We start from the raw sequence: 207 nt of genomic DNA, 5'->3' as shown, positions 1-207 counted from the left end.
TGCGCCGAGCGTGCAGCGAGAGCGTCGCCGCCACCTTGAGCACCTGTTCACGCATCCGGCTCAGGCTCCAACCCTGCCGGGTCTGGCGCCCCAGCAAGCAGCGAAGGCCATGCAGAACCTGATAGGCGTAGAGACTCAGCAACAGGCTCACCTCATTGCGGGCCATCACGTCCTGGACGGTGGAGGCACCGCGATCGGTCGACGAGA

General features: G+C 65.7%; 1 pseudogene. It reads right to left on the bottom strand.

Annotated elements, in window-relative coordinates:
* Positions 1-207, bottom strand: a pseudogene (locus IZU87_RS17575) (IS1380 family transposase); the annotation flags it as partial.

The sequence above is a fragment of the Cobetia sp. MC34 genome (assembly GCF_018340035.1).
Classification (GTDB): domain Bacteria; phylum Pseudomonadota; class Gammaproteobacteria; order Pseudomonadales; family Halomonadaceae; genus Cobetia; species Cobetia amphilecti.
This window is presented reverse-complemented; position numbering and strand designations above follow the sequence as displayed.